The sequence below is a fragment of the Planococcus donghaensis MPA1U2 genome, from assembly GCF_000189395.1.
Classification (GTDB): domain Bacteria; phylum Bacillota; class Bacilli; order Bacillales_A; family Planococcaceae; genus Planococcus; species Planococcus donghaensis_B.
Genome location: NZ_AEPB01000052.1, coordinates 22299 through 40669 on the forward strand (window position 1 = coordinate 22299; position 18371 = coordinate 40669).

General features: G+C 39.7%; 19 protein-coding genes and 1 other annotated feature. Of the genes, 17 read left to right on the top strand and 2 right to left on the bottom strand.

Annotation, left to right across the window (positions count from 1 at the left end; translation table 11 throughout):
* Positions 1 to 387 carry a hypothetical protein gene (locus GPDM_RS13640; RefSeq protein ID WP_008432256.1) on the bottom strand — a complete coding sequence of 129 codons (387 nt, stop codon included), beginning with the start codon at positions 385 to 387 and terminating at the stop codon, positions 1 to 3.
* A gap of 95 nt (positions 388 to 482) precedes the next feature.
* On the opposite strand from GPDM_RS13640, the gene GPDM_RS13645 reads away from it, so the two are divergent.
* The 12 genes from GPDM_RS13645 to GPDM_RS13700 all read left to right on the top strand — a co-directional run bounded on the left by GPDM_RS13645 (position 483) and on the right by GPDM_RS13700 (position 11483).
* Positions 483 to 968, top strand: a complete 486-nt coding sequence (locus GPDM_RS13645; protein WP_008432258.1) for a dUTP diphosphatase — start codon at positions 483 to 485, stop codon at positions 966 to 968.
* A 75-nt stretch (positions 969 to 1043) separates the two neighbouring features.
* Positions 1044 to 2132, top strand: a complete 1089-nt coding sequence (locus GPDM_RS13650; protein ID WP_008432259.1) for a M42 family metallopeptidase — start codon at positions 1044 to 1046, stop codon at positions 2130 to 2132.
* A gap of 258 nt (positions 2133 to 2390) precedes the next feature.
* Entirely contained in the window at positions 2391 to 3353 is a 963-nt protein-coding gene (locus GPDM_RS13655; RefSeq protein WP_008432260.1) for a nuclease-related domain-containing protein, read from the top strand.
* Between the two features lie 408 nt (positions 3354 to 3761).
* Entirely contained in the window at positions 3762 to 3977 is a 216-nt protein-coding gene (locus tag GPDM_RS13660) for a helix-turn-helix transcriptional regulator (RefSeq protein ID WP_039863441.1), read from the top strand.
* A complete protein-coding gene (locus tag GPDM_RS13665; RefSeq protein ID WP_008432264.1) occupies positions 3967 to 4470 on the top strand; it encodes a hypothetical protein in 504 nt (167 codons plus the stop codon). The genes GPDM_RS13660 and GPDM_RS13665 overlap by 11 nt, the downstream gene beginning before the upstream one ends.
* On the top strand, positions 4467 to 4916 hold the full coding sequence (locus GPDM_RS13670; RefSeq protein ID WP_008432266.1) for a small multi-drug export protein: 450 nt from the start codon (positions 4467 to 4469) through the stop codon (positions 4914 to 4916). Before GPDM_RS13665 ends, GPDM_RS13670 begins: the two co-directional genes overlap by 4 nt.
* 46 nt (positions 4917 to 4962) lie before the next feature.
* The gene (locus GPDM_RS13675; RefSeq protein ID WP_008432268.1) at positions 4963 to 5730 is read left to right on the top strand and encodes a TrmH family RNA methyltransferase; all 768 of its coding nucleotides are present in this window, start codon (positions 4963 to 4965) and stop codon (positions 5728 to 5730) included.
* A 45-nt stretch (positions 5731 to 5775) separates the two neighbouring features.
* Positions 5776 to 6002: a binding site (T-box leader), on the top strand.
* Positions 6003 to 6040: 38 nt separating this feature from the next.
* Positions 6041 to 7078: a phenylalanine--tRNA ligase subunit alpha gene (pheS, locus tag GPDM_RS13680; protein WP_008432271.1), complete on the top strand. Its 1038-nt coding sequence runs from the start codon at positions 6041 to 6043 to the stop codon at positions 7076 to 7078.
* A 14-nt stretch (positions 7079 to 7092) separates the two neighbouring features.
* On the top strand, positions 7093 to 9492 hold the full coding sequence (gene pheT / locus GPDM_RS13685; RefSeq protein WP_008432272.1) for a phenylalanine--tRNA ligase subunit beta: 2400 nt from the start codon (positions 7093 to 7095) through the stop codon (positions 9490 to 9492).
* Positions 9493 to 9659: 167 nt separating this feature from the next.
* Entirely contained in the window at positions 9660 to 10073 is a 414-nt protein-coding gene (locus GPDM_RS13690) for a type IV pilus modification PilV family protein (RefSeq protein WP_008432273.1), read from the top strand.
* The gene (locus GPDM_RS13695) at positions 10074 to 10514 is read left to right on the top strand and encodes a type II secretion system protein (RefSeq protein WP_008432275.1); all 441 of its coding nucleotides are present in this window, start codon (positions 10074 to 10076) and stop codon (positions 10512 to 10514) included.
* Positions 10515 to 10526: 12 nt separating this feature from the next.
* On the top strand, positions 10527 to 11483 hold the full coding sequence (locus tag GPDM_RS13700; RefSeq protein WP_008432276.1) for a hypothetical protein: 957 nt from the start codon (positions 10527 to 10529) through the stop codon (positions 11481 to 11483).
* A gap of 141 nt (positions 11484 to 11624) precedes the next feature.
* Here the strand turns inward: GPDM_RS13700 and rnhC are convergent, their stop codons facing one another.
* Positions 11625 to 12554, bottom strand: coding sequence for a ribonuclease HIII (rnhC, locus tag GPDM_RS13705; protein WP_008432277.1), 930 nt, complete (start codon positions 12552 to 12554; stop codon positions 11625 to 11627).
* 82 nt (positions 12555 to 12636) lie between these two features.
* On the opposite strand from rnhC, the gene zapA reads away from it, so the two are divergent.
* The 5 genes from zapA to GPDM_RS13730 are packed head-to-tail and all read left to right on the top strand — an operon-like array spanning position 12637 to position 18059.
* The gene (zapA, locus tag GPDM_RS13710) at positions 12637 to 12897 is read left to right on the top strand and encodes a cell division protein ZapA (protein ID WP_008432279.1); all 261 of its coding nucleotides are present in this window, start codon (positions 12637 to 12639) and stop codon (positions 12895 to 12897) included.
* 5 nt (positions 12898 to 12902) lie between these two features.
* Positions 12903 to 13439, top strand: coding sequence for a CvpA family protein (locus GPDM_RS13715; protein ID WP_008432281.1), 537 nt, complete (start codon positions 12903 to 12905; stop codon positions 13437 to 13439).
* 56 nt (positions 13440 to 13495) lie between these two features.
* Positions 13496 to 15205: a DNA polymerase/3'-5' exonuclease PolX gene (gene polX, locus GPDM_RS13720; RefSeq protein WP_008432284.1), complete on the top strand. Its 1710-nt coding sequence runs from the start codon at positions 13496 to 13498 to the stop codon at positions 15203 to 15205.
* A gap of 56 nt (positions 15206 to 15261) precedes the next feature.
* A complete protein-coding gene (locus tag GPDM_RS13725; protein ID WP_008432285.1) occupies positions 15262 to 17622 on the top strand; it encodes an endonuclease MutS2 in 2361 nt (786 codons plus the stop codon).
* Between the two features lie 23 nt (positions 17623 to 17645).
* Positions 17646 to 18059 (top strand): DUF350 domain-containing protein, encoded by a 414-nt coding sequence (locus tag GPDM_RS13730; RefSeq protein ID WP_008432287.1) that lies wholly within the window; start codon positions 17646 to 17648, stop codon positions 18057 to 18059.
* Positions 18060 to 18371 lie beyond the last annotated feature (312 nt).

Consider the following 18371-nt stretch of genomic DNA (forward strand, 5'->3'; position numbering starts at 1 on the left):
TTATTCATCTTGTTTCATTAATCGCTCAATTGGATTTTTCCAGCTAATGTGCGCTTCTGGATAGTTCATCAAAATTTCCTTTTCGAGAAAATGGAAATCTTCTTTTGTGAAGCCCTGCAATTGATCGGGGTTCGAAACCCAGACGAAAATCGATACCACTTCAAAAGATTGTTCTGTAGTGCCCAAATATTTTTCGCCTTCGAACAAGACACCACGAAGGGCGATGAAAAAGTTTTTTTGTACGTTTTTTACATCATCTAAAAAATAATAATTTCCTGCTTCAAGTGCGGCATCCAATTTCCTTTTCGGATCCACGATATAACGGATCAATCGATAAAATAAATAGATGATTAATGCCAATACAATGAGGCGTATAAGAAAAGCCATTTGAATTACCTCCTGTTTTACATATTTCTACTAATTAGTATACGAGTTGAAAGTAAATAGGTTTCACGATTTAATAGAATAAAGGAGAGGTTAGTATGAAATTGCAAGAATTGTTTAAAATGCAAGAAGAACTCGATCGCTTTATCCAATCAACTCAAAATATTAATGAAGATGTGTTCCGAAAAAAAGGTTTGGCTTTATTAGTAGAGCTTGCAGAACTTGCCAATGAAACGCGCTGCTTTAAATTTTGGAGCACGAAAGGCGCATCAGAACGCTCTGTTATTTTAGAAGAATACGTAGATTCTATCCATTTCTTGCTGTCACTCGGCATTGAGAAAAACTTAAATACGTTAGAAAGCTGGCCAGATCCAATAGCCGAAAAAGAGCTGACTGAGTTATTCCTTCGCACACAACAAGCTATTCAAAAATTTCTTGAAAATTACTCGATGTCCAATTACATGGAAGTATGGAGTTGTTACGGCGGATTAGCTCGTGCGCTTGAATTTAACTATGAAGACGTCTTGGAAGCATATATACAAAAAAACAAAACCAATTACGATCGCCAGCAGGACGGCTATTAATAAACGAATGTTTTGATAATTGGTAGTTATTCCTTTATAATAAACAAGCAATGGATTATTTAGGAGGTCGAAATAATGACAAAATTGGATGAAACACAATTAATGTTAAAAGAATTGACCGACGCCAATGGCATCCCGGGGAATGAACGCCAATCGCGCGAAGTGATGAAGAAATACATAGAACCATTTGCCGATTCAATTGAAACGGATGGTCTTGGAAGTTTGATTGCTAAAAAAGAAGGATTAGCTGGTGGACCAAAAATTATGGTAGCGGGTCATTTAGACGAAGTTGGTTTTATGATTACGCAAATTGATGAAAAAGGCTTTTTGAAATTCCAACCAGTAGGCGGCTGGTGGTCACAAGTCATGCTAGCGCAACGAGTGACGATTACAACGCGTAGTGGAAAAGAAATTACGGGTGTTATTGGTTCAAAACCACCTCATATTCTAACTCCTGAAGCACGTAAAAAACCTGTTGAAATTAAAGACATGTTTATTGATATTGGTGCATCTTCTCGTGAAGAAGTGAAAGAATGGGGGGTTACACCTGGAGACATGGTAACACCTTATTTTGAATTCACAGTGATGAACAACGACAAACTATTGATGGCAAAAGCTTGGGATAACCGTATCGGCTGCGCTATCGCGATTGATGTGTTAAAAGGACTGAAAGGTGTGGACCACCCGAACGTTGTATACGGAGTTGGCACAGTCCAAGAGGAAATTGGTTTGCGCGGGGCTAAAACTGCAACTGCTAAAATCCAACCAGATATCGGTTTTGCAGTTGACGTAGGGATTGCTGGAGACACGCCAGGAATCACTAGCAAAGAATCAACTAGCAAAATGGGTGACGGCCCGCAATTGCTATTATTTGATGCTTCTATGGTATCTCATCGCGGCTTACGCGAACTTGTGGTTGATACTGCTGAAGAAGCGGGTATACCGTATCAATTTGAAACCATTGCAGCTGGTGGAACAGACGCTGGATCGATTCACTTAACAGCGAACGGCGTTCCTGCTCTCGCTATCGGTGTAGCGACGCGTTACATTCATTCGCATGCAGGCATACTGCACCGCGACGATTATGAAAACGCAGTGAAGTTGGTCATTGAAGTGATTAAAAAACTCGACAAAGACACAGTCGCACGTATTACATTTGAATAAATTCAGAAAACCCTTCGCCTCGGTGAAGGGTTTTTGTGTGTTTTGCAAACAAAGTAGTACTATGCGCAAACAAAGACTGTATTGCCGCAAACAAACAGCGAAGTAGCGCAAAGAACATTGGCTATACCGCAAACAATTAACTTAATCCCGCAAATAACTATAGATTTTTCGCTTTTCGCTTGCGAAAAGCAACTATTTGGAGATTTTCAGGTTTTCAAAAAGATGCTATACTCAATTTATTCTGATAGGAGGTACTCTATGCACAAAAAAGAACTCGTTTTACTCACTCAAGCCGAGTCGCTTGAAAGGTTATTACATCGGTTGCCTGAACATCACCCGCAACGCCAATTTCTACAAATCGAGTTGTACCGAAGTGCTGCAGGAAAGCGAGGAGAGGACAGACTTGCACGAAAGTTAGTTGAATTTAGTCCAGAAGAAAATTACCGTTTTATGCAGAATGTTTGCTTGTCGCTTGGCGAATGGAAAATCCAAATAGATGGATTATTGCTGACAGAACGCGGCGCGATTATTATGGAGTCGAAAAACATTAGCGGTCAACTGTATTTCGATAACCAAACAAGTGAATTTTCCCGAACCGATTTAGAAGGTATACGAACAGTGATGGAAGATCCCACGACTCAATTAAATAAAAATATTCGCTTTCTTACAAAATTCTTTAAACTCCATAAAATCAATTTGCCAATCAAAGGAATCGTCGTTTTCACTTCCAAACAATGTGAATTTATTGCGAAGCCGCAAAATAATACGGTTTGCAAAACCTATCAATTGATTGATTATCTATTCAATATACTCAACTCTTTCCCCGACCTGGCTACCCATCCCCATTTGTCAAAAATCGAAAAAATTCTTCAAAAACATCACTCCCCTTATAAGCGCATCCCTTTATGTCAGTTATATACGATAGCTTTTTCTGAGCTACGAACCGGTATTTATTGTGCTACTTGCAAAAACCATCAGATGATCCGGAAAAATCGATGCGGTTGGGTATGTGAGTTGTGTAAATCGGTAGACCCACTCGCGCTTGAAACTACGGTTCAAGAATATTTCTCGCTTGTTCATACTCACATAAGTAATAAACAGTTGAGGCAGTTTTGTAATATCGACTCCTCATTTGTTGCGTCACGTTTGTTAGCAACTTTTGATTTTGAAGCGGCTGGAGCATTACGCAACCGAACTTATCAATTAAAGAATAAAAACTAGCTTCTCACTCCGGTGAGAAGCTTTTTTATGTGTTTTGCAAACAAAGAATCGGATCGCGCAAACAACGGCGTTTATCCCACAAACAAACTCACTCATCTCGCAAACAATGAAACTCTCAAACTAGAATTGATAGAGATAGCGCAATAGAGCCTATCAAGTAAGAGTAAAGACAAGTTTTTTTGCGTTTTGCAAACAAAGTGTCGGATCGCGCAAACAAACTGCCATATGTTGCAAACAACTGAATGGATAGCGCAAACAACGGCATCTATCCTGCAAACAAACTCACTTATCCCACAAACAAACAAACAAATCCTAAACAAAAAAATGTACATAATTATTGACTTAATGTTAAGTATAGTATACATTATGTTATATAAACCGAACATACAAGAAGGAAGGATGAAGCAGATGCTCAAAAATCGTGTGAAAGAACTCAGGGCTCGGTACGGCTTCACACAAAGTGATCTCGGCAAACAAGTAGATGTCACGCGTCAAACTATTGCTTTTATTGAAAAAGGGGAATTTTCACCTTCTATTACACTTTCGCTAAAACTAGCAAAAGCGTTACAAACAAACGTCAACGACTTATTTTGGTTAGAGGAGGACGAGAAACATGAAAAATGATTTTCGCATGCAGTATCCGTTGTGGATGATGGGGTTTATTGTGGTATTGGGGTTATTTTTGTTTGGAGTTAATTCACCAGAAACAACTGAAATTGTTAATACTGAGACTGAACAAAGCTTCCTTGTTGAATATGGACTGGTGCAAGGATTTATTATTTTAGGATCCATTGTTTTATACCTCATCATGTTGTTTGTCTTTTACATGAAAATAAGACGACATAACAAAATGAATCCGACACAAAAAATCCCGTCTTTTGCAATTCGCCCACCCGAATATTTAGAACAAGATGAAGGGATGACCCATATTACACGAAAAGCCTCTCAAAAAGTCTATACATTTATGACGTGGAGTTTACCGGGACTTGCGGTATTTGCGATGTTTTCACCGCTATCCCGTATTTACACTGTGCTTGCTATTTTGGTAGTCGCATTTTTGCAATACGTCATTTACTACCGAGAAATTCGCAAGCATTTAAGGGAGGAAGATGAATGATTACCGAATACTTTTTAGTCTTTTTAGGCGCAGCCATTCCTTGGTTTGAAATCGCCGTAGTCATTCCGCTCGGCATCGTTTGGGGACTGTCACCATTTTGGGTAATGGTTTTGGCGTTTGTCGGTAACATGGCAACAGTGCTCGCTTTAATCGTTGGCTTTGATCGTTTCAAAGTTTGGTATACGAAACGTCAAGAAGCAAAAGGCAAAGCAGCATCTAAAAAAAGTGAGCGTGCTAAAAAAATCTGGAACCGATATGGCTTGCCAGGTCTTGCGCTGCTTGGCCCCATTTTGATTGGTACCCATATTGCCGCATTTATCGGCATGACACTTGGTGCAACCAAAAAGAACACGACTGTTTGGCTAACAATTAGCATTGCTGCGTGGACGCTAGCATTTGGCCTATTAACAGCACTTGGTTTTGATTTCTTCACGGATAAAATATAAGCTGTGCTATACTTGAGCTATTCTGAAATAAAGGCGTGAACGTATAATGAAAAGAATTGAATCAAATCAAAACTCACTCGTTAAGCATTGGAAAAAGCTTAGCACTACACGGAAAGAGCGCGATAAATTCGCGGAATTCTTAGTAGAAGGATTTCATTTAACTGAAGAAGCACTGCGTAAAAAAGATCTTGTGAAATCACTAATCGTGCGCGAAGGCGTAGATATTCCAGAAGGCTGGGATATTGAAGGCGTTGCACATTATTCGGTGACTGCTACTGTGGCGAAAGAAATTTCGGAAACCGAGCACACGCAAGGTATTTTCGCACATTGCGCGCAACCCGAGTTTACTGAAGACGAACAAAAGTCATGGACAAAGCTATTGATGATTGATGCGGTACAAGATCCAGGGAATATCGGAACCATGATTCGTACAGCTTCAGCGAGCGGCATTGATGCGGTTATTCTAGGCAAAGGTTGCGCTGATCCGTACAACCCGAAAACGGTTCGTTCGGCACAAGGGTCGCATTTCCAGATTTCCATCGTTAAAGGGGAGTTGATGGAATGGACCGAACAAACAAAAGCGAGCGGCATTCCCATTTTTGGAACAGCGCTTCAAAACTCTACGCCGGTTCACGAAGCAAAAACGCTTGAGCAGTTTGCGTTAATTGTTGGCAATGAAGGCAGTGGTGTGGATCCGGTTCTCTTGCAACAAACCGATCAAAACTTGATGGTTCCGCTATACGGAAATGCAGAATCGTTAAATGTAGCAGTCGCTACAGGGATTTTATTGTATAGCTTAGTTCCAAAAAACTAAGTTTGATAAAACTGGAGAACTTTCGTATAATGAAGAGGTAAATAAGTAAAAGCGAAGAACGGGAAAAGTACGTTGCGCCCTTACATCACAGAGATTCTGCACCTTGACTGGAAGTGTGGATATGTAAACGCCTCAGAAGTTCACCCCGCGAGCTGCCCAACGGGACCAGTAGTGATACTGTAAAGATGGGCCGGTGAAGAGCCGTTATGTAAATGAGTGATTGCGATTTGCAATAACTAGGGTGGTACCGCGAATAATGCCTCGTCCCTTTTCTGGGACGGGGCTTTTTACTGTCTAAGGAGGAGAAAAAATGGAAGCACAATTGCAGGAATTGAAAACACAAGCGCTTGAAAAAATTGCCGAAGCATCAACGGTTAAAGAACTTAATGATGTTCGTGTTGCGTATTTAGGAAAAAAAGGACCGATTACGGATTTATTAAAAGGCATGGGGAAACTACCAGCTGAAGAACGTCCGAAAATGGGTGCTTTAGTCAATGTAGTACGTGAAGAAGTAACAACGCAACTAGAAGCTCGCATGGTTCTTTTAGAAGAAGAAGCAATCAATGCGAAATTGCAAAGTGAAACGATTGATATCACATTGCCAGGACGTCCTGTGAAAACAGGGAACGCACATCCGTTAACGCGTGTTGTCGAAGAAATTGAAGATTTATTTATTTCAATGGGTTACGAAGTGGCAGAAGGTCCAGAAGTTGAAAAAGATTATTATAACTTTGAAGCGCTAAACTTGCCGAAAGGCCACCCGGCTCGTGATATGCAAGATTCCTTCTATATAACAGAAGATGTTTTACTGCGTACGCATACTTCTCCTGTACAAGCACGGACAATGGAAGCAAAAGGCGGAGAGCCGATTAAAATCATTTGCCCGGGTAAAGTATACCGCCGCGATAGCGACGACGCGACGCACTCACACCAATTCACACAAATCGAAGGATTGGTGATTGGAGAAGATATTCGCATGAGCGACTTGAAAGGAACACTTTCAGTATTTGCTAAGAAAATGTTTGGCGATGATCGTGAAATTCGTCTTCGTCCAAGTTTCTTCCCGTTCACAGAGCCTTCTGTTGAAATGGATATTTCATGCTTTAAATGTGGAGGCAGTGGTTGCAACGTTTGCAAAAAAACAGGCTGGATTGAAATTCTGGGCGCTGGAATGGTGCATCCAAATGTTCTTGAAATGGCCGGTTATGACTCGAAACGCTTAACTGGATTTGCTTTTGGTATGGGTCCAGAACGTATTGCGATGTTAAAATATGGCGTCGAAGATATTCGTCATTTCTACACAAACGATGTTCGCTTTTTATCACAATTCCAACGTACAGAACTTTAAGGAGGAAATAAAACATGCTCGTATCCATAAATTGGTTGAAAGACTATGTAAATACACAACAATTACCACCTGCTGAATTAGGCGAAAAAATAACGCGTTCAGGTATCGAAGTAGATGCAGTGATCGACCGTTCACACGGCATGACAAATGTCGTTGTGGGTTATGTTGAATCTTGTGTTAAACACCCCGAAGCTGATAAATTATCAATTTGCCAAGTAGATGTTGGAGAAGAAACAGCACAAATTATTTGTGGCGCTCCCAATATTGCAGAAGGTCAAAAAGTCATTGTGGCACGTCCTGGAGCAAAACTTCCAGGCGGCATAAAAATTAAAAAAGCGAAACTTCGCGGAGAAGAATCGAATGGCATGATTTGTTCGCTTCAAGAACTTGGCATCGAAGGCAAGCTAGTACCAAAAGCTTACGCTGAAGGTATTTATGTATTACCAAAAGACGCAGAAACAGGATCGGATGTTATTGCGAACTTTAATTTAGATGACACGGTTTTAGAACTTGGGTTAACACCAAACCGTGCAGATGCGATGAGCATGTTAGGTGTAGCTTATGAAGTTGGTGCCATTTTATCTGAAGAAGTTAAATTACCGGAAATCAGCTACCAAGAATCGGCAGACACAGCGGCTTCTATGTTAACGTTAACGGTTGATGCACCTGAAGCCAATCCGTTGTATGTTGCTAAAGTGGTCCGTAATATTAAAGTACAAGAATCGCCAATGTGGCTGCAACAACGTTTAATGGCTGCAGGGGTTCGTCCGCATAATAATGTAGTCGACGTTACAAACTACGTACTAATGGAATATGGTCAGCCTCTTCACGCATTTGACTATGATTTGTTGGGAACAGGCAATATTACGGTTCGTCACGCTAAAGAAGGCGAAATGATTACAACTTTAGACGACGCGGAGCGTAAATTATCTGCTCATCAATTAGTTATTACAAATGGTGAAAAACCAGTCGCTATTGCTGGCGTAATGGGCGGGGCAAACTCAGAAGTAAGTGATGCGACAACAACTGTTGTAATCGAGTCTGCTTATTTTGAGTCAGGATCTGTTCGTCAAACTTCAAAAGATCATGGTCTTCGCAGCGATGCAAGTTCACGTTTTGAAAAAGGCGTAGATCCAAATCGTGTCATTCCAGCAGCTGAACGTGCAGCACAATTATTGTCTGAACTAGCTGGTGGCGAAGTATTGTCAGGTTCTGTTGTATTCGATAAAGTGTCAAAAGAAGAAAAAATCGTTAAAGTATCTCCAGACTTTATTAATAGCCGTCTAGGTATGAAAATTGCCTTTGAAGAAATGTTAGACATTTTAAACCGTTTGAAATTCACGACAGAAGCCGTTAACGGTCAATTGGTCATTTCTGTACCAACTCGTCGTCAAGATATTCAAATTCCTGAAGACGTCATTGAAGAAATTGCGCGATTGCACGGCTATGACGAAATTCCTGCAACATTGCCAGAAGCGGAAACAACTCCTGGTGGCTTGACACCTTATCAAGCAAAACGCCGCATTGTTCGTAACTTTTTAGAAGGCGCAGGGTTGTTGCAAGCAACGACGTATTCGTTAACGTCTGAAAAGTCGGCAAAACAATTTGCGTTGGAAAAAACAGAAACGACACGTTTATTGATGCCAATGAGTGAAGAGCGTAGCATTTTGCGTCAAAGCTTATTGCCGCATTTATTGGAATCAGTTACGTATAATACGGCTAGAAGAATGGATTCGGTAGCGTTATATGAAACTGGAGCGGTATTCTTAAAAGGCAACGACGAACTATTAAACGAACAAGAACATTTAGCAGTGGCAATCACTGGACTGTGGCTCGACAATAGCTGGCAAGGCGAGAAAAAACCAGTCGACTTTTTCGTGCTGAAAGGCATTGTAGAAGCTCTTAGTGCGAAACTTGGCGTTGAGCTAACATTCGAACGCGGTCAAATGGACGACTTGCACCCAGGCAGAACTGCGTTTGTTGTATTAAATGGCCAACGTATTGGGGTCATTGGTCAATTGCACCCGTCTGAGCAAAAAGCGCGTGACTTGAAAACGACAGTAGTGATGGAATTAAACTTAGCAGCTATATTAACGCTTGAGACAGAAGCGTTAGTTTATACACAAGTTCCACGTTATCCGTCTATGTCACGCGACGTTGCATTAGTTCTTTCTAAATTTGTAGAAGCTGCAACGATCGAAAATGTTATTCGCAGCGCTGGTGGTAAACTATTAAAAGACGTTCGCGTATTTGACCTTTACGAAGGTGACAAAATGGAAGAAGGCAAAAAGTCAGTAGCCTTCTCATTAACGTACTTCGATCCTGAAAAAACATTGACGGACGAAGAAGTAACAAAAGCGCATGAAAAAGTATTAGCAGCCTTAACAGATGTTGGAGCAGAACTAAGAAGCTAAAGTAAGTTTGAGTTTATATAAAAAAAGGGAGAATCCAATTGGATTCTCCCTTTCTTAGTATTTTAAGCATGATGGTATAATAAATTTACTTTTTATAGGACTTTTTTGCTTCAATATGCAAAAAAATGTGGTAGTATTTATCTAATACGAATTACGGGGGTACTCTTATGAAGAGGCTAATAAAAAACGAAAGTGGGATATCTTTAGTAGAAATACTAGCTGCAGTAGTGATTTTAGGAATTGTTCTTGTTAGCGTCATGACTTTTTTTACTCAATCAGCAAAGTTTACTGCGAATAATCATGATACTTTGACGGCTGTACAGGTTGGAGAAGAAGTTGTAGCTAAAGTAAGAGAGGTTAAATCACTGACTGAGTTAACAGGTTCTCAGCAAAAATTCACAGGAAACGCTACAAAAGTTACTTCTGGAACATTGCATCCAGAATACACAATAACAATTGAAAAAACACAAGGTGTTGTTAAATCAAAATTACAAAAAGTGAGAATAGTGGTATTGGCTAAGAATAATGCCAGTAAGCCTAATTCTGCTTTTACAACAGAAATGTTTTATGAGGTGAACTAGATGAGAAATGAAAATGGAATTACATTAGTAGAACTTCTAGGTGTCTTAGTAATTACAAGTATCATTATGGTTGTTATAATGTCTGTTTTTTCAACGGGGGCGAATTCATCTGAACGCACTGCGAGTCGACAGCAACTTCAGCAAGAATCTAATTTAATCGTTGAACAAATACGAGCGAGTTATTTGAAGAACGAAAAGGATAGTGCGGTTGAACAAAAATTCAAAGTTAGAATTGATGGAAGTAAGTTGTTGATTTCGAAAATTGATGGTTCTAATGAAAATATTATTTCGACAGGTTATCAATATAGTATGGGGACAGGGGCGGGACCAGGACCCGTAGTTGTCGTTTTCGATAGAACTAAAGTTTCGCCATTTTATTTGAAAACTTGCTCAAACAATCAATGTTTTGAAGTGCAAACTTCGTTTAGTAAATTGAAATAGGAGGTGGGTTAATTGAAACCAATTCGAAATGAGAAAGGTTATGCTTTACTATTTGTTATGCTTCTCGTTGTTCTTTTTACAATTATGGGGATGGGCTTATTTACCATGAATATGAATGCAGCAAAACAATTTAGTATGAAAGAAAAACAAGTTGGCGCAAGACACCAAGCAGAAATGGGTGTTTTGCATTATAAAGCAGAACTTGCAGAAATAATAAGGTTGAATCCTCGAAAAGTAAACCTTTCATGCGCGGATTTAACAAAAGCAGTATCTGGGACATCAGATGATGGCAAGTCTGGTTATGTAGTAAATACAGCGAATGTGCAATGTAGTTTAACAAATGGAGATTTTTCGATTTCTGTACTGAGTAAAGGGACTTATTTGGATCGAGAAGATAAAATCAGAGCTAAACTATATGTGAAGAACATGCGAGGAAGCACATTAGATCCCGGAGAGATACCAGAGCCAAATGATTATAATGATACCCTAAAAGTAGTGAATGATAATAATTATATTTTTGAAAATGGAACTTATACACAGACTGCTCAAAGTTTACAGATGAAAAAAAATGTAACAAATAAAGAGGGTAATGGGAATAGGATTATTATTGAGAGAAACTTCTATATAAATGGAGATATGGATTTTACAAATCATGCATGCTTAGTAGTACGAGGAGATTTAGTTGTTAAAGGAGATATTAAATCTATTAATAAAATATATACTTTTGTGTATGGGGATGTATATTATAAAAGTATCTCTGCAACTTCTAGCAATAACGTGTTTTTTGTTTCAGGAAATGAATATGTAAATGGAGTGAAAATGAACACTAAAAAGTTCAGTTCTGTTCCATCGGGTAGTCAGTATTATGATAGTGGGAAAACGTGTATTTTATCTAGCTCTAACCCAGGTACATTCACGCCAATATGGGATTTTAATGGTGAAACAGAAGTAGATTATTTTGTAGACTGATAACTATTTCTGCGAGGGGTTATCAGTAGTAAGTTTATTTTATAGAAAACAGAAAAGCTCTCTTGCCTAAATCAAATACCAGCTCGTAATATTGTAGCCGGCTCATTTGATATAGTGTTCAAGAGAGCTTTTTTGGACTTTTTACTTCCGACGCTTTCCAGCTAACGCAATCGCTTTTTTCGTATTCGCAAAATGAAATTTCGTTAATCCTTTCAAATAATCTACTCCATGCTTTAATAAAATCTTCGCAGCGGCTTCATCTACAATTTTTCCCGCACCTTTTGGCAAAGTAACGCCAGCTTCTGTACTCATTCGGTCCATTTCATCAAGAAACGCAACACGGGCAATGATCGATGCACAAGCAACAGATACATGAAGACCTTCTGCTTTTGTAGAGAATAAGACATTTTCCCGCACAATTTCCGTTTCTTCTTTAATGTGCTTATAGTAAATCGAACGTTCAGCAAATTGATCGATCAAAATCGCATCTGGTTTCTCGGGTGCAATTTTAGCAAGTACGTGCTTGAGTGCTTGGTTGTGAAGAAGTGCTTTAATCTTTCCTTGTGACCAGCCTTGTGCTTGAACTTTATTGTATTTGTCGTTTTTTAATGTAAGCACACTATGAGCAAATGCTCTTTTTAAGTCTGGCGCAACTTTGCGCATCCAGTCATCCGTTAATTGTTTAGAATCTTTCACACCGAGTTCGTAAGCGAGTTCAACTTTATCAGAAGGGACAAAGCAAGCTGCGACAGTGATGGGACCGAAAAAATCACCCGTACCGGTTTCGTCAGATCCGAGAACAGACTGTTTGGCAAAACCTTCAGGTAGTTTATCGCCTTTTGTGGAAACAATTTTGTCTGAAGCGGGGGCAGTTCCCCATTTTGCGGCTTCACGGTCTGCGCCGTTTCCTTGAAACATGACTTTTCCAGATGTGTATACGGTCACCACAGTGTCTGGTAATTTTGCGCTGAATCGTGCATATGGATTTTTGGATGCTACTTTGTTTTTTTGGTAATGGTCAATCACTTGGAGAAGATGTTCCTCTGATAGTTTCAGAACTGTGTTAGACATGGACGAGTCACCTTTCTTTGATTCACAATCGGCTTGTGTTCATGGTATGATGGATTATAGAATTCCAAAGGGGGATATTGCATTGTCAGAGCAACATAAAATTCACACGGTCGTTGACATCTATGGCAACACCTATAAAATGGTTGGAACCGAAACTTCTGGTCATATGCGTCTTGTAGCATCGATGGTGGATAGCAAAATGCGCGAGATTAATGCTTTGAATCCATCACTAGATCAAGCGAAGCTTGCTGTCTTGACGGCATCAAATGCGGTACATGACTATCTTAAACTGAAAGAGCAAGTAGAACAATTAGAAAATGAATTGAAAAAACTGAAAGGTTGACGTGAATGCTTAATATACTTTTACTCGTCTTACTGATCGGTGGCATCATCGTGGGCGCAAAAAGAGGTTTTGTTGTCCAGTTGATTCATATGGTTGGCTTTGTAATTGCTTTAGTCGCGGCTTATAAATACTATAAACCTTTATCTGAATACTTTGTTCTATGGATTCCATATCCAGCTATCAATGAAAATTCCCAGTTTACGCTAGTAGTCGATCAATTGGACTTAGACCAAACATTTTATCAACTATTAGCATTCGCGGTTATTTTCTTTGTGGTTAAGTTTGCGTTGCAATTGCTTGCATCCATGTTTGATTTTTTAAAGTATTTACCGGTACTTGGCTTTTTCAGCAAAATACTTGGTGCAGCATTAGGGTTTATCGAAGCATACATACTATTATTTATTTTTGTCTATGTATTTGCCTTGCTTCCAATAGATGCAGTGCAAAACCAGTTAGAGAATTCCGGAATTGCCCAAGCGATGCTTGAGCACACACCTTATTTCTCGGAGAAAGTAAAAGAATGGTGGTATATTTATATGTAGTAGGAACTTCTCTCTTACGAGGGAAGTTTTTTTAATCGAAACGGGGAGGGCTTTTGGTGAATAAGAAAATCATCATCAGAACACTTGAAAAAATTGCGTTATACATGGAACTTAAAGGGGAAAACCCGTTTAAAGTGTCGGCTTTTCGAAAAGCCGCGCAAGCGTTAGAGTTAGATCAGCGTAGCTTGGATGAAATTGAAGATGTGACAAAACTTAAAGGCATCGGCAAAGGAACAGGTGACGTGATTCTTGAACTCATCAACGATAATAAATCCACGGTTCTAGAGGAGCTTCAAGAAGAAGTGCCAAAAGGGCTCGTTCCTATGATGAAGCTTCAAGGCTTAGGTGGTAAAAAAATTGCCAAATTATACAAAGAACTAGGCATCGGCTCAATGGAAGCGTTAAAAGCAGCTTGTTTAAATGAAGAAATTCAAAAGTTGCCAGGGTTCGGTCCGAAATCAGAAGAGAAAATTTTAAAAGAGCTAAATGAATTTGAAACAAAACCTGACCGTCAACCTATTTGGAAAACAGAAGAAACCGTGGCGTTTATCAAAGACGTCTTAACTTCGATTGCAGAAGTCACGGAGTTTTCAGTTGCTGGCAGTTTCCGCCGGACAAAAGAAACAAGTAAAGATATCGACTTTATTATTGCAACGGCTGAACCTGCAAAAGTTAAAGAACAATTGCTAGCAGCTTTGCCAATTCAAGAGACCATTGCGTCTGGAGACACAAAAGTGTCTGTCACTGTAGAAGTTTTAGAACCAATTGATGTCGATTTTCGATTGGTAGCACCAGAAGAATTTGTGACTGCCCTGCATCATTTTACCGGATCGAAAGATCATAATGTGAAGATGCGCCAATTGGCTAAATCGCAAAACAAAAAAATTAGTGAATACGGTGTCGAGCAAGAAGACGGCAGCATCCAAACGTTTTCAACTGAAACCGAATTTTTCGCTCATTTTGGTCTGCCTTTTATTCCGCCATCAGTTCGTGAAGATGGACGAGAACTCGACCGTTTAGAAGAACTACCTGAATTGGTGACGATTGAAGATATTGTAAGTGATCTGCATATGCACACCACATGGTCAGACGGCGCTAATTCATTAACCGAAATGATTGATGCTTGTGTAGCGAAATCGTACCAATACATGGTCATTACCGATCATTCACAATACTTGAAAGTGGCTAACGGGTTAACACCAGAACGATTAACTGACCAAAATGGCCAAATTCGTGAATTAAACAAGAAATACTCAGAAATTGAAGTGTTCTCGGGGACAGAAATGGATATTTTACCGGATGCAAGCTTAGATTTTGATGACGATATGCTTCAAAAATTGGACTTTGTCATTGCTAGTATTCACTCGAGTTTCCAACAACCACAAGAGCAAATTATGGACCGCATTTTGACGGCGATGAAAAACCCAAATGTGCACATGATTGCGCATCCGACAGGGAGAATAGTAGGGCAGCGTGAGGGGTATAATCCAGACGTTGAACAGATTTTAGATTGGGCAAAAGAATACGGCAAAATTGTCGAATTAAATGCCAGCCCGTATCGCTTAGATTTGGCAGTTCCGTATTTAGTGATGGCGCAAGAAAAAGGCGTTCCCGTCGCTATTAATACAGATGCTCACGCAATTGAAGGATTAGAAGTGATGGAAACGGGTGTAAAGCATGCTCAAAAAGCATGGTTGAAAAAAGACACTGTAGTCAACACATGGTCACTGGAGAAATTCAAAGCATTTATCAATAAGTCGAAATAACAAATCAGTTACCCAAGATAAGATTTATCACATATTCAAAGTTAGGAGGTTCTTAAATGATCGCAGAACGCGCATTAAGAACACTTGAGTTTTATAAAATCCGAGATGAAGTGGCTCGTTACTGTACTTCGTCACTCGGAAAAGCACACGTAGACAATTTACTACCGTCTACGGATATTAATGAAGTCAATCGACTGTTAGAGCAAATGGACGAAGGCGCACAAGTTTTGCGTGTAAAAAACAATGTCCCAATGGGTGGTATTTTTGATATTCGCCTTCAAGCGAGAAGAGCGCAAATTGGGGGTAGCTTAAGCCCGATGGAATTAATGGAAGTTTCATCAACTGTTCGTGCAAGCCGTATTTTGCGTCAGTTTTTTGAAACCATTCAAGAAGAAGGCGTTGTACAAATCCCTCATTTTTTAGAGAAAAAAGAATCAATGCCAATTTTAACGGCACTTGAACACGCGATTAACGTATGCATCGATGACAATGGTGGTGTTTTAGACAGTGCCAGTACAGAGTTGCGTTCAATTCGCCAACAATTGCGAACGCAAGAAAGCCGTGTACGTGAACGTTTAGAAAGTTTAGTGCGTGGAAAAAATGCATCGAAAATGTTGTCGGATTCAATTGTAACCATACGGAATGATCGATTTGTAATTCCGGTCAAACAAGAATACCGTAGCCATTACGGAGGCATTGTTCATGACCAATCTTCGTCTGGGCAAACTTTGTTTATCGAGCCCGACTCTGTCGTACAAGCTAATAACGAAGTCCGTCGTTTAAAAATGAAAGAAAAAGAAGAAATTGATCGTATTTTAATGATGCTGTCAGCACAAGTGCAAGAAGTTGCTCACGAGCTATTTGTACTAGTAGATGTTCTCGGAGAAATTGACTTGATCTTGGCGAAAGCAAAATACGGGTCCGCGCATAAAGGCACAAAGCCTACAATGAATACTGAAGGCTATATAAACTTGAAAAAAGCACGTCATCCGATGATTCCAAAAGAGGAAGTCGTACCAAACGATATTGAATTTGGTCGTGACATTACAGCGATTGTCATTACTGGACCAAACACAGGTGGTAAAACAGTTACGTTGAAAACAGTGGGACTTGCGACGTTAATGGCGCAATCTGGTTTACCAGTGCCGGCACTTGATGGTTCCGAACTTGCGGTATTCGATCAAATTTTTGCAGATATTGGTGACGAACAGTCAATCGAGCAAAGTTTGAGTACATTCTCATCTCATATGGTCAATATTGTTGATATTTTAACGAAGTTTGATGAAAATTCACTAGTTATTTTTGATGAACTTGGAGCTGGTACAGACCCTCAAGAAGGAGCTGCACTCGCTATTTCGTTATTAGATGAAGTTCACGGCAGAGGAGCTCGTGTGATCGCGACAACGCATTATCCTGAACTAAAAGCATATGGGTTTAACCGTCCAGGGGTTGCGAACGCAAGTGTAGAATTTGACGTGGAAACATTAAGTCCGACTTACCGCTTATTAATTGGTGTGCCAGGACGAAGCAATGCATTTGAGATTTCAAAACGACTAGGATTGCCAGAGCATATTATTAGCCATGCGAAAAGCTTTACGGGAACCGATAGTAAAGCTGTCGATTCAATGATTGCATCTCTTGAGAAAAGTCGTCGTGAAGCAGAACAAGATGCAGAACGCACACAAGAAGTGTTGTCAGAGTCAGAGCAATTGAAAAAAGAGCTAGCTCAACAACTTGAAGAATATGAGCAGAAAAAAGAGCAACGAGAAGAAAAAGCAAAAGAAAAAGCGCGGAAAATCGTGGACGAGGCTAGAGCGGAAGCAGAGTCCGTTATATCGGAACTGCGTAAAATGCAACTTAATCAAGGCTCATCAGTTAAAGAGCATGAACTGATCAATGCGAAAAAACGACTAGATGAGGCGATGCCTGAAAATCGTATTTTGAAAAAAGCAGCCAAAGCTAATGAAGCAAAACCTTTACAACCTAATGATGAAGTCAAAGTTATTTCTTTTGGACAAAAAGGAACGTTAGTTGAAAAAGTATCTAAAAATGAGTGGATTGTTCAAATTGGTATATTGAAGATGAAATTACCTGAATCTGATTTGTCTTTCACTAAACCTGAAAAACAAAAAGAAACGCGAACGATGGCAACCCTAAAAGACCGTGATAGCCATGTGAAAATGGAACTTGATTTGCGTGGGGAACGATACGAAGATGCATTGGCACGTGTTGAAAAATACTTAGACGATGCGTTATTATCAAATTACCATCAAGTATCGATTATTCACGGAAAAGGAACAGGTGCCTTGCGTCAAGGTGTTCAGCAATATTTGAAAAAGCATCCACGCGTGAAGAGCTATCGTTTTGGTGAAGCAGGAGAAGGCGGCTCTGGTGTCACTGTCGCTGAATTAAAGTAAGTTTCCGAAGAGGAGCATAAGAAATGACAGAAACAAGATTTTGGACACACCCTTTAGTCGAATCAGCTGGCTATTTCAGTGTCGTCGTATTGTGTTTAATCGTTGCCATGGTAATTTTTGAAATGGTCACAAAGTACAATAACTGGGAACAAATTAAAAAAGGGAACTTAGCAGTAGCAATGGCGACCGGGGGGAAGATCTTTGGAGTAACCAATATTTTTCGTTTTTCAATTGAGCAGCATAACTCATTGTTTGAAATGGTCGCATGGGGAATATACGGTTTTACATTGTTGATTTTTGCTTATGTTTTGTTTGAATTTTTGACACCGAAATTTAAAGTAGATGACGAAATTGAACGAGATAATCGCTCAGTTGGATTTATATCACTAACTATTTCTGTCGGATTGTCGTTTGTGATAGGCGCAAGTATTCAATAGGAGTTGGACGTTGTGGAAAATCTCATTAAAATATTATTTGTTTTTTGTGCAATCTTTATGATTGTAGGAGTTATTTTTTTGTTTCTTTTATAAGGATTAAAGCCAGCTTTTTAGTTGGCTCAGCTTGTAGACAGAAGAATTATTTTGTTAGTTAACGAATGAATATTCATCTTATCCTATATACTGGATCCTTCGCTCCATGCGGACGCTTTCCGCGGACGAAGTGCTGAGCCTCCTCGTCGCAAGCTCCTGCGGGGTCTCATCACTCCGTTTCTCCGCAGGAAAGTCAGTGACCGAAGGGACTTCGGGCAA

What these genes read in the sequence shown, in the direction of transcription:
- GPDM_RS13660 (WP_039863441.1), top strand. Translation starts at nt 3,762, where the DNA reads ATGCTCAAAAATCGTGTGAAAGAACTCAGGGCTCGGTACGGCTTCACA.
- pheS (WP_008432271.1), top strand. Translation starts at nt 6,041, where the DNA reads ATGGAAGCACAATTGCAGGAATTGAAAACACAAGCGCTTGAAAAAATT.
- GPDM_RS13650 (WP_008432259.1), top strand. Translation starts at nt 1,044, where the DNA reads ATGACAAAATTGGATGAAACACAATTAATGTTAAAAGAATTGACCGAC.
- GPDM_RS13675 (WP_008432268.1), top strand. Translation starts at nt 4,963, where the DNA reads ATGAAAAGAATTGAATCAAATCAAAACTCACTCGTTAAGCATTGGAAA.
- GPDM_RS13715 (WP_008432281.1), top strand. Translation starts at nt 12,903, where the DNA reads ATGCTTAATATACTTTTACTCGTCTTACTGATCGGTGGCATCATCGTG.
- GPDM_RS13690 (WP_008432273.1), top strand. Translation starts at nt 9,660, where the DNA reads ATGAAGAGGCTAATAAAAAACGAAAGTGGGATATCTTTAGTAGAAATA.
- GPDM_RS13725 (WP_008432285.1), top strand. Translation starts at nt 15,262, where the DNA reads ATGATCGCAGAACGCGCATTAAGAACACTTGAGTTTTATAAAATCCGA.
- GPDM_RS13640 (WP_008432256.1), bottom strand. Translation starts at nt 387, where the DNA reads ATGGCTTTTCTTATACGCCTCATTGTATTGGCATTAATCATCTATTTA.
- GPDM_RS13730 (WP_008432287.1), top strand. Translation starts at nt 17,646, where the DNA reads ATGACAGAAACAAGATTTTGGACACACCCTTTAGTCGAATCAGCTGGC.
- GPDM_RS13655 (WP_008432260.1), top strand. Translation starts at nt 2,391, where the DNA reads ATGCACAAAAAAGAACTCGTTTTACTCACTCAAGCCGAGTCGCTTGAA.
- GPDM_RS13695 (WP_008432275.1), top strand. Translation starts at nt 10,074, where the DNA reads ATGAGAAATGAAAATGGAATTACATTAGTAGAACTTCTAGGTGTCTTA.
- pheT (WP_008432272.1), top strand. Translation starts at nt 7,093, where the DNA reads ATGCTCGTATCCATAAATTGGTTGAAAGACTATGTAAATACACAACAA.
- rnhC (WP_008432277.1), bottom strand. Translation starts at nt 12,554, where the DNA reads ATGTCTAACACAGTTCTGAAACTATCAGAGGAACATCTTCTCCAAGTG.
- GPDM_RS13670 (WP_008432266.1), top strand. Translation starts at nt 4,467, where the DNA reads ATGATTACCGAATACTTTTTAGTCTTTTTAGGCGCAGCCATTCCTTGG.
- GPDM_RS13645 (WP_008432258.1), top strand. Translation starts at nt 483, where the DNA reads ATGAAATTGCAAGAATTGTTTAAAATGCAAGAAGAACTCGATCGCTTT.
- GPDM_RS13665 (WP_008432264.1), top strand. Translation starts at nt 3,967, where the DNA reads ATGAAAAATGATTTTCGCATGCAGTATCCGTTGTGGATGATGGGGTTT.